Genomic DNA, 10,727 nt, shown 5'->3' with positions numbered 1-10,727 from the left:
AGGCCGGATACCGCGGGCTATCAGTGCTGCCACCGTGTCGGTTTCACACAGGGCCGTATCGGTCAGGCTCAGGCCAAAATGCCGTTTCAGCAAGGCAGCGGCAATCACCTGCCAGACGGTTAAACGTAACGGCGCCATCACACCGCCTCAGAAAACGCACTGACAGAGACGCTGTGCCGGAGAATATCCCGCACGTCATGGCATGCGGTACCGGTCTCATCCGGTGCCGGTAAAAAAATAGGGTGCATGGTGTTGTTCCTTGATTTCACGTTAAAGGTTAAATAAAGAAAACACCCGCCCAGAACCGGGAAGGTGTTTTCGTTTCCCCGGTCAGGCGCTGAAAAAAAAGTTACCCGCCTGCTGCGCGGATAATGCTAATGATGATTATTTTGTGCGCGCATGCTGTGACGGACTGATAACCGCCTCGCCGGGCCTCAGTGTCATCACCGTGGTTATCAGGCCGCTTTCCGGGTGCTGCCGGGCATATTCCTGCAAGGCACAGAACCGGCAGGCCATCTCATCTGACTCAGTCAGCCCCGTGATATGGACGAACAGAAGCGCCGTCACTGCCAGCCCGAAAGCATCGGCGGACAGTGTGAGCGTCAGCGACGTCTCCGGCAGGTAAACGGCATACGTTTTTGCCCGTGTCGGCACCAGATAGGCCAGTGATTCAGACACCTGCCGGCCAATCCACTGTTCAGGCCGGTCATGCCCGCCTAATTCAGCCGCGATATTCGCCAGCAGGAATCCCAGAAACAGTCGCTCCAGCTGGGTTTTGTCGGGAAACACGGCAGAGAGCGCTGCGCTGTCCAGCAGAATCAGTTCATTATCGGACATTGCATTTCTCCTTATGTGTCAGGCCCAACACCGCCCGGATAAAGGGAGTTTCAGGATGTTGCAGCGCATATTCCCGCAGGGTGCCAAACCGTTCAGCATATCCGTCCAGCTTTAACAGGGTCGTCAGATACCCCAACACACTCAGGGTCACCATCAGTCCGAAGGCATCGGCAGAGACCTCGCCTTTAAAGTCCGTTGTCTCCACCCTGACCACCGCGGATTCCGGTCGTACCGGCACAATATAGGCAATCGTGTCTGAGACTTTCCGATACTGCCATCGGTCACACCGGTCATCGTCACACAGCACGGCGGCGGCTTTAATGAACGTGTGCTCCAGCAGCATCAGCTCCAGCGAACCGGTGTGCGGGAAAATTTCAGCAAAGGGGGAGTGTTCAGGTGCGGGCACGATGGCCGGCGGTGTAGTGTGTTGCATGGTATTCTCCTGAATAAAAAAACGGAGAACACCGACCCAATGGGAAACGTGTTCCCCGTTGGGTGACTGGCCGGTTGGCCATAATGGATAAAATTAAACAACCTTCATCGTCATCAGACTGACGATATCTGCTTCCAAAGGGGCGCAGATGTACCACACGGGTGTGTACTCCCTTGCAGGCTACAGGAGTGTTACTGTCGCTGCCCGAAGGTGATCCTTACAAGCGACCGGATCATCACTAAGTCTGACTACGCTAATCAACGGGCATCATAAGATCAATGGGTAATTCATTTTGTGGGACAAAAATAATGTCAGGAAGACGATGGACTTTGAGATCAGTCGCGAGGCAGTTGGTACTGTCACTCTGAATCTTGATCGCTAAAAGCAAGAGACTGGAATTAACCAAAAGTGGCAATTACTATTTTTGCCTGATTATTCGAAAACTCAGTATTGCTCCCAGCATCAGCAAAGCAGCGATACAGAGCATGGCGGTAATAAATGCAGATGATATAGCTGAGGCATCATGGCTTGAACCAAGTACTGTAAAGAAAATACCGCCAATAACAGCCACGCTGAGCGCTGCACTGATTTGCAATGTTGAATTTACAATTCCGGCAATCATTCCAGAATAATTGGCATTCACACGACTGATAATCATCCTGACCAATGTTGGTAAAGCTAACCCCTGACCAAATCCAATAGCAAATAATATCAAAGCCAGCAAAACACCAGATGGCGAATAGCCGGGTGATGTAACAAAAATAAGACTTATCAGCGCAATAAAACCTGCTGCTTCCAAAGCCATACCGACAGGATTAACGAATTGCCCCAACCACCGAGCTGCAACGGGCGTGGATAACGGCCCCAGTAGAAACCCCAATCCAAAGGGTAGAAAAACTAACCCTGCGGTTAAGGGGGTGTCACCGAGTGCTCCCTGAAGGTAAATGGACAATAAAAGGAAAAAGGCGGCAATAGAGTAGAACAATAGTGCGACAACTAGCCCTGTGCGCAAACCCGGGGCTTTAAGCGCTGCTGGATCAATCAATGGGTCACCCCCACTGGCGGACAGACGCGTTTCATAGCGCCAGAAACCCACGGCTAACACTGGAAAAATAGCTAACATTACCCAGCTCCAGAGCGGCCATCCGGCTTCACGGCCTTCAATCAGTGGAATAACCAGACACCCCAACGCTAACACGGATAAAAATACACCTTTGAGATCTAACCGATGGAGATGCTGTATTTTCGTTTCCCGTAACAATGGCAGACCGAAAATAAGTACAAGAATAATGATAGGTAAATTCACAAGAAAAATGAGTCGCCAGCCCAACCCAAAGACATTCAAGGAAATCAACACTCCTCCGAGTACTTGACCTACCACAGAAGCCAGACCAAAGACTGCACCATAAATTCCCAGAGCCCTAGGCTTTTCGGCATCAGGGAAAATAACCTGAATGGATGCTAACCCTTGTGGAGCCATGATAGCTGCTGTCAGTCCTTGTAAAGCGCGTCCGATAATCAATATCCAGGGGGATTCTGCAAGACCACACAACGTTGAAGCAAGAGCAAATCCTGCCAGGCCGATGAAAAAGATGCGATTGCGACCATAAATATCACCCAGCCGTCCACCTGTGATCAACATAACGGCATAAATAGCAGCATAAACGGAAATAACCAACTGCTGGCCTGCTGAACTCATACCCAGTTCATCCCTGATATCAGGTAGCGCCACATTAACAATAAAAAAATCAAGTGGAGGGAGAAATGCACCGACCAGCAGTATGGCAAACATAAACCAGCGCCGAGAAAAAGGATCTTTTTTAGTAATTTTACTCGTCTCTGTCATGCCCTGTTACCTTTTCGTATAGCGTTGTCTGGTGGCATCAGTACTGGCTATTTTCATTGAAATTCACCTCTGCTTTGATTGAATTAAGCGTTAATGCCACCATCCACATCAATCACAGCTCCCGTAATATAACGCCCACTCTCACTAGCCAAATGTAATACTGTTTTAGCAATATCGTCAGGTTGACCATAGCTATTCAGAGCCAATTTAGCCAATGTTGATGAAGCTCGCGGTCCATTGGCTGGGTTCATATCGGTGTCAATGGGTCCTGGGTGAATCAAATTGACTGTAATACCCCGTTTGCCTAAGTCATGCGCAATGCCTTTTGTTAAACCAACCAAAGCTGACTTACTAGCAGCATATAAACTGACGCCGGGCCGTCCAGCTCGAGTGGCGAGACAGCTTCCCAGAGAAATGATGCGTCCACCATCTGGTAGATATTTGATAGCTTGCATGATAGCGACGAATACAGCTCGTAGGTTAACTGATATGGTACGTTCGAAATCGTCCGGTGTAAGCAGATCGATAGTACCTGTCAGGAAATTTCCGGCATTATTGACCAGAATATCGAGTCTTCCGAGCTTAGCGACTGTCGTATCCACGGCAGCAATGATTTGTGTGACATCTGATGCATCGGCAGCAATAATTTCAACACGCCGACCGAGTGCACGGATCTTTGTTGCAACAGACTCAGCTTTGTCTTTGGAAGTACTGTAAGTGATGACAATGTCTGCACCATGCGCTGCCAGTGTGCAAGCAATAGCCGCACCAATACCACGGCTGCCTCCAGTAATGAGAGCGACTTTATCTTTGAGTAAACCCATGATTAAAACTCCTATGTGTGCTTAAAGATGCAAGGAGCATTTTGAAACAGGTCTCAGCGCTGAAAAGCATATGTGCTTTTGTACATTATTGGCATGCAAAAAGTATTAAAATCAGCCTATTTCAGGAAGTACTCCACTAACAATGCCAATTTGAAGAAGAATCACCGTAAGACCACAAAGAAAAATCAGTACCAATACTGATTTACCACCTTTAACACGATATCCTCCATGACTTTCTTCACGGCAACGCCAAACCAATAGACAAGGTAGCAGCAACGCCAGAATTGATAGCGCAACCGCCGCAAATGTCAATGCCATAACAAAGTTAGGGTAGAACAAGGCGCATAGCATAGGTGGGATAAATGTGATCAAGCCAGTTTGCAAACGCCCTATGGCATGGTTGCGACGTTTTAGCAGGTCAGCAAGATAATCAAACAGGCCAAGTGAAACACCCAGAAATGAAGTTACCAGTGCAAGGTCAGCAAATAGACGAACGGAAAGTTCTATTTTGGGTGAAACAACAACTTCCATTAGAGCCTGTAATAATCCATTCAAACCGGTTTGTTGCGCAAGAAGTCCAACAAACGTTTCAGAAGAAATCGCACCAAGAGTAACAAATTGCCACAAGATATAAGCACAGAGAGGAATGGCACTGCCGATAATAATTATTTTTCGTAGTTTATTGGTATCTCCGCCTACATAGGAAACGATACTTGGCACACTGCCATGAAAACCAAATGAAGTAAAAATTACCGGAATCGCAGATAACACAAATCCTTGTTCTAACGGCATTGATATCAGATTAATTTTATTAACATGAGGCATCATCACGGCGAGTACAATGACTAGAAACACAATTTTAGCAGAAAATACCAAACGATTAATTAAATCAACAGATTGGGTACTAATGCACACTGCACCGCCGACAACAATCGTAAACACAATGATCCCGATGGAAACAGAAATTTTTTTACCCAGCCAAGAAGACAGACTGGCAGCCAGTAATTCTCCAGCACCGCTGATATAAGCCGTCGTCAAAGCATACATCAGAAATAACATACTAAAACCTGTCAACACCTGTCCAGTGACACCTAAATAGTATTTTGCAATTGTTCCCAGACCGATATCTGCCTTATTATGTTGATAAACTTCTACTAGCAGAAGTCCGGTATAACACATCAATATCCATAGAGCGATTAACATAATCAATGTTGTTCCAAAACCGACCCCTGCCGCAGCCAGTGGCATGGCCAACATTCCTGCACCCATTGTCGTTCCGGCGATAATAAAAGTACTACCAATAGTGCGATTTTTCACACAAACCTCATTGTTGTATAGTAGGTTGAAAAAATTGTGTTAATAAAAATTACACTTTGATGGAACATAATGAAAATGGCTACTCTACGTGAATTTTATAATAGTTACTCACTTTTGTAAAAGACTTGAATATATAAATACAGTGATTTCAACTTAAAATTAAAACCATAAAGTTACGTGAAAAAACTCGAATAATATATTGAAATCCCACACCAAATACAAATAAAAATACGTCATAAATAATATAAAACCAACTAAAATTAACAATTATTTTTCATTAATATTAGGTTATAAATAAAAATATATGATATTAAGATTCTTTTCTTAAGATAGTATTCGTTAGTAAATGATATATCATATATATATTATTGTAACCTCATGACGCTCACTAAATTTAACAATAAAATTTTCATTTTTTATGAAACAAATGCTATATTGACAATTGAATGATTTTTCCACTCCAAATAGAAAAAACATTATTTAGTTAGTTAATGAAAAAACTAAAGGAAAATAATATGATGCATAAAGAACAAAAACCTACAATTCTATTGGCAGAAGAGGGAGAACAATTAACCAGACGCTGGGGATATCCCTTAACTATTAAGGTTGATCCAGTAACTACTGGTACAAAAAATTTTTCTGTTGGTACTGAAGACATTCCACCAGGAAAAGTTATACCTCGTCATCGCCATACACATTCAGAAGAACTGATAATAATACAATCAGGTTCAGTAATTGCTCATATTGGTAATGAAAGGCGTGCTTTAAGCACAGGTGGAATGGCTTATGCCCCTAAAAACACTTGGATGGGATTTGAAAATAGAGGTAATACAACTGCAACCATAATATGGATTTTCACTACTCCCGGATTTGAAGAGTATGTTAGAGCGACATCAGTTCCCGCTGGTAATCCGATAGTCCCATTTTCAGCTAGCGAATTAGCTGAGATCCGCCAAAAATATAAACTCTATATAGAGTTAGAGGGTGGAGATTTTGAAAATTACCCTACCGATGTAAAAAAATAAACTTTATAAATCATTCCATTTAATATATTTAATTGAATGCTATTTTATAATGGATTATGTCTATTTTTTCAGCTAAGGCCTAACTGAAAAACATGCTGTTTTTCTGCCAGTTAGCTATTGTGTATTTTCTATATTGTTCAAGAGCTGAGTTTCCTATTTAATTCTTAGTATCAGGAGGAATCATGACTGATGTTTTCGAAAACCCAATGGGTCTAAATGGATTTGAGTTTATAGAGTTCTCATCACCAGAATCTGATTTACTCGAACATACTTTCAAATTATTAGGATTCACTGAAATAGCACGGCATCGCTCTAAAAATGTTTCTTTGTATCGTCAAGGAGATATTAATTTTATTATCAATAGAGAACCTCAGAGTCCTGCTGCCTATTTTGCTGCTGAACATGGTTCTGGTGCCTGTGGATTGGCTTTTCGTGTTAAGGATGCCCATCAGGCTTATAATCGTGCTATAAAATTAGGGGCACAACCTATCGAAATGCCGACAGGTTTAATGGAGCTACGTCTGCCGGCTATTCGTGGCATTGGTGGTACAGCATTATATTTGATTGATAACTCTAAAGATAATATTTCAATATATGATATTGATTTTCAATACCTAGATCATATTGACAAGTACCCGAAAGGCTATGGATTCATAAAGATTGATCATCTTACTCATAATGTATATAGAGGTCGTATGACTTTTTGGGCAAATTTTTATGAAAATGTATTTAATTTCCGTGAAATTAGATACTTTGATATTAAAGGTGAATACACTGGTTTAGTATCCAAAGCAATGACAGCACCTGATGGTAAAATCCGAATACCGCTTAATGAAGAATCAGATAAAGGCTCTGGTCAAATAGAAGAGTTTTTAATCAAATTCAATGGAGAGGGTATACAGCATATAGCATTGCTCACAGACGATATTTTTCATAGTGTAGACAAATTAATTGAAGCAGGAGTGCCACTAATGAAAGCTCCCTCAGAAAGCTATTATAAAATGCTTTCTGAACGTATCCCTAATAATGGCGAAGATCCTAAAAAACTTCAAAGCAGAGGTATTTTGCTGGATGGTTCCGTGGCGAATGGTAATCCCCGTCTGTTATTACAAATATTTTCTGCGAATCTATTAGGCCCAGTATTTTTTGAATTTATCCAACGCAAAGGAGATGAAGGATTCGGAGAAGGTAATTTCAAAGCATTATTTGAATCTATTGAACGTGATCAGGTTGAACGTGGAGTTATATCAATCTAATACTCAATTACTTTTATCTGGCGATTAATGACATCTACCATACTAAAACGAAAGCCTGACACCCACAAACGAATGGGATTTGTGAGCGCTTCCATAAAACGATTTTGAATGAGTTTTATCAGGTGACACTCCGTAAGAAGCTGTACAGCAATCCGGAGCAGCTGCAAAAAAATTTGGACTGCTGGTTGATCTATTATAACCATGAACGACCCCATCAGTGGAAAAATGAGCGGTGGGAGAACACCGATGGTCACATTACATGATGGAAAACGGGTTTGGGCAGAAAAGAATTTAGCTCAAATTTAGACTCACAGTAAAAAATAGGTAGCTGTCGGATTAAATTTGGGCTAATACACCTAATATCGTTTATTCGTCCTCAATATTCTGATAATACACCTGCCGGATATAACGCCCACGCCCATCACCATGCCCTAAATCCATTGACACCAATGCCAGCGCTTCCCGCTCACTGAAACCCTGTGCTTTATAATGTGCTCCAGATTGCTGGGCAAAATGATAGCGCATACTGTGTGGCGCTTGCTTACCCACCAATCCGGCACGTCTGACCACATAACGGTAACGGTCTATCGCCTGATGGAGCGTAGGTTTATCAATTAATCTGCCGCTGCGCCCTGCCTGTTCGTGCTCGGCATAGGCAATAGCGTGTTGCAGCGCTTCCCGATCCAGTATAACCGTCTGCCTCGATCGCCCGCCTTTGGTACCAAACACCACCCGAACCGACGTATGACCGTTTTCCAGCGCTTTTTTCCAGGTAGCTAAGGATTTGTAGGCTTCCACCGCTTCTTTGGTACGCAACCCCAATACATACGCCAGCTGCATCACCGCCGCCACGCCCCGATCTTTTTGCTCGACCTGCTGAAAAGCCGCCTGAAATTCTGCCGGGGTTAATGCCATTTTTGTTCCCCGGCGATCCGTATTGGTAATACCCAGTGCCCGGTTGCTCAGACGCGGATTATCGGCTGCCGCCAGCTTATGTTTCCCGGCCTGCGCTAAAATGGTTCGCAGCGCGGCCATCTCATTTTGCAAGGTCCTGTGGCTGATATGGTCAGCCTTTCGCTGTGCAATATAGTACTCGATATATTTTGTTTTGAGGCTGTCCATCTGCCGGAGCTTAATGCCCTTGTCTTTCAGAAAGTGAAGAAATTGTCGGGCAATCCGCTCACGATCCGCCACCGTCGCAAAACTCCCACCCGCTTGCCGGGCATGGGTCATAAATTCTTTTCTGAACCGTTCAATTTTTGAACGTGCCGATTTCTGCGCCATCCTCGCATCTCCTGAGCATTTGCTTTTATTTTATTCATTTTTAAACAAATCCCTGCGTGTCGGTTCAGGTTCACCGTTCCGTGGTGCGTCAGACAATGTGTAGCAAGGCGAGGTTGTGTTGAGTTTTTGCAGGAGCTCGCGACGTGCTCAGCACAGCGATGACATGCTCCCCGTTCAGAGCCTGATCTAATCAGGATGAACGCCTCATTATCGTGACGTGGGTAATTTCTCCTTTTTTCAATATCAGGCAGTGGGTTAAAAAACAAACGAAACAAGTCGATTCAGACAGAAAAAGACCCGTAACAACGGGTGACTTTGAGTAATACTGGGATCAAATGGGTCGTAAAGGCAGGCCGGATGTGCTCTGGACGTTGGCCGCTTAGCGGCGTCACTTGGTAATCGCGCTGCTTTTACACAAGTGACGCCGCACAACATTCAGGACGTTTATCGTCGGTATTCGGGACAACGCAAAGCCTGCGCTGTTCGTATTGCGTGATAAGCCGGTCGTGAATCACACCGGATAACTTTCATCGCCGGACGGTGGGTTATTGTCTGACGATATCTGCTTCCAAAAGTGCGCAGATGTACCGCAAGATAATGCGCTCCCTTGCAGGCTACGGGAGCTTTGTTTCGCCATCGCATGGGTGATCCTCACAGGCGAACAGATCACTGATAATTACATTTCGATGGTAGCGTGTGCATTAAACTGGGTCAATGTCAGTGCGATGATCTCTGCCTAACAATTTTCACGCATTCAGAGACTTATGCTCAAGCAAGCGCAATACCTTCCCCTATTCTTTAATTTCTAAGGGTTCTTTATATTTAATGCCGGTTAATTCTGACAAATCGACATCCTTTCCTTCAGTGAGAAAGATTTTTCTGCGTCTCAGATTATACAAATGATGGCAATGTTCACACATGTCATTCATATTCGCCGGGTTTCTGATGGCCTTGAGTGACCTGACGGCGTATTTACCACACCGGCACCGAACGACATAAATGGCTGTGCTTTTCGGGTTACCCCGTTGTGATAAAGGGCGGACACCTAACACCGTAAAAAAACCATATTCATACCCCTGAACCTGCATCAGTATGTTGATTAAATTGGGTTCTCTTTTTGTTAACCGCAAATCATACGTCGTTTTGTAAGGAATAAAATGATCGGATTGTTTTTTAACTTTTTTATTTTTGTGATTTTTATCAATATCACGCATGACTTTGCCTGAACCTTTTCAGACGATATTCAAGGCGTTCCAATTTAACCCTTTTTATAATGAATTCAATAGCGAAAAAACTAAACTTATTCGGTAAGTCGAATTTTCCCCGCATTTATTTAATGACACTAAACGGCGAAGCCTCAATGGCTTCAACCACTGAGGCTTCTATAAATCGTCCACTATCATTAAAACGGCATTATTGATATAGAACATGTTAAGTATTACAGCGTTTACAGTGTAATTCATATGAAATAAAATGGCATGGATTTATTATTTTCTTGTGACTCACCTCATGAATATTGCGCATTAAAATCCCAACATGAAATATAACGACATAAAAACGAATATAAAATCCCCCTGCATGATCAAATCGAATAAATTAAATCAATAACGCATTGTCGTTAAATAATTCATTTATCCATCTTGTTGAAAACCGTTATTTCATCTTTTATGAATGAGGCAATGATAAATAAATTAAGCAGACGGAAAAAATAGAAAACTGACCTAAAACCCAACCGATGATTCAGGGATAACCGTGTATCCCTGACGTTGTAAACACGGGTTTGTCTATTTCCCTTTCGACATCATTTTCTGCATCACCATCTGACCGAACATGCCGGCAGATTGCCGAACCTGCCCCACCCCCTGACTCATCATGCCCCCCACATCGCCCATCCGCACACCGGCC

11 protein-coding genes and 1 pseudogene are annotated in these 10,727 nt (G+C 43.5%); 3 read left to right on the top strand and 9 right to left on the bottom strand.

The window, feature by feature from the left end:
• The 6 genes from Xinn_RS18055 to tyrP all read right to left on the bottom strand — a co-directional run.
• Positions 1–138: TA system toxin CbtA family protein (locus Xinn_RS18055; RefSeq protein WP_244590253.1), on the bottom strand; the 138-nt coding region annotated here is incomplete at its 3' end.
• A gap of 246 nt (positions 139–384) precedes the next feature.
• On the bottom strand, positions 385–837 hold the full coding sequence (locus Xinn_RS18050) for an antirestriction protein (protein ID WP_244590252.1): 453 nt from the start codon (positions 835–837) through the stop codon (positions 385–387).
• The gene (locus Xinn_RS18045) at positions 827–1,270 is read right to left on the bottom strand and encodes an antirestriction protein (protein ID WP_086954392.1); all 444 of its coding nucleotides are present in this window, start codon (positions 1,268–1,270) and stop codon (positions 827–829) included. The genes Xinn_RS18050 and Xinn_RS18045 overlap by 11 nt, the downstream gene beginning before the upstream one ends.
• Positions 1,271–1,688: 418 nt before the next feature.
• Entirely contained in the window at positions 1,689–3,116 is a 1,428-nt protein-coding gene (locus Xinn_RS18040; protein ID WP_211286034.1) for an MFS transporter, read from the bottom strand.
• 83 nt (positions 3,117–3,199) lie between these two features.
• The gene (locus tag Xinn_RS18035; RefSeq protein ID WP_086954393.1) at positions 3,200–3,940 is read right to left on the bottom strand and encodes an SDR family NAD(P)-dependent oxidoreductase; all 741 of its coding nucleotides are present in this window, start codon (positions 3,938–3,940) and stop codon (positions 3,200–3,202) included.
• 111 nt (positions 3,941–4,051) lie between these two features.
• A complete protein-coding gene (tyrP, locus tag Xinn_RS18030) occupies positions 4,052–5,257 on the bottom strand; it encodes a tyrosine transporter TyrP (protein ID WP_086954394.1) in 1,206 nt (401 codons plus the stop codon).
• A 515-nt stretch (positions 5,258–5,772) separates the two neighbouring features.
• On the opposite strand from tyrP, the gene Xinn_RS18025 reads away from it, so the two are divergent.
• From Xinn_RS18025 to Xinn_RS18015, 3 genes and pseudogenes are all read left to right on the top strand, one after another.
• Complete coding sequence (locus Xinn_RS18025) at positions 5,773–6,282, top strand: cupin domain-containing protein (protein WP_211286033.1); 510 nt, start codon at positions 5,773–5,775, stop codon at positions 6,280–6,282.
• Positions 6,283–6,464: 182 nt separating this feature from the next.
• Positions 6,465–7,538: a 4-hydroxyphenylpyruvate dioxygenase gene (gene hppD / locus Xinn_RS18020; RefSeq protein WP_086954396.1), complete on the top strand. Its 1,074-nt coding sequence runs from the start codon at positions 6,465–6,467 to the stop codon at positions 7,536–7,538.
• Between the two features lie 14 nt (positions 7,539–7,552).
• A pseudogene (locus Xinn_RS18015) lies at positions 7,553–7,844 on the top strand (integrase core domain-containing protein); the annotation flags it as partial.
• Between the two features lie 60 nt (positions 7,845–7,904).
• On the opposite strand, the gene Xinn_RS18010 reads toward Xinn_RS18015, so the two are convergent.
• From Xinn_RS18010 to Xinn_RS18005, 3 genes are all read right to left on the bottom strand, one after another.
• Positions 7,905–8,822: an integrase domain-containing protein gene (locus Xinn_RS18010; protein WP_086954397.1), complete on the bottom strand. Its 918-nt coding sequence runs from the start codon at positions 8,820–8,822 to the stop codon at positions 7,905–7,907.
• A 444-nt stretch (positions 8,823–9,266) separates the two neighbouring features.
• On the bottom strand, positions 9,267–9,464 hold the full coding sequence (locus tag Xinn_RS21875; protein WP_143706523.1) for a hypothetical protein: 198 nt from the start codon (positions 9,462–9,464) through the stop codon (positions 9,267–9,269).
• Between the two features lie 149 nt (positions 9,465–9,613).
• A complete protein-coding gene (locus Xinn_RS18005; RefSeq protein WP_086954398.1) occupies positions 9,614–10,036 on the bottom strand; it encodes a hypothetical protein in 423 nt (140 codons plus the stop codon).
• Positions 10,037–10,727: the final 691 nt, after the last annotated feature.

It is taken from the genome of Xenorhabdus innexi (assembly GCF_002632485.1).
Lineage (GTDB): Bacteria > Pseudomonadota > Gammaproteobacteria > Enterobacterales > Enterobacteriaceae > Xenorhabdus > Xenorhabdus innexi.
This window is presented reverse-complemented; position numbering and strand designations above follow the sequence as displayed.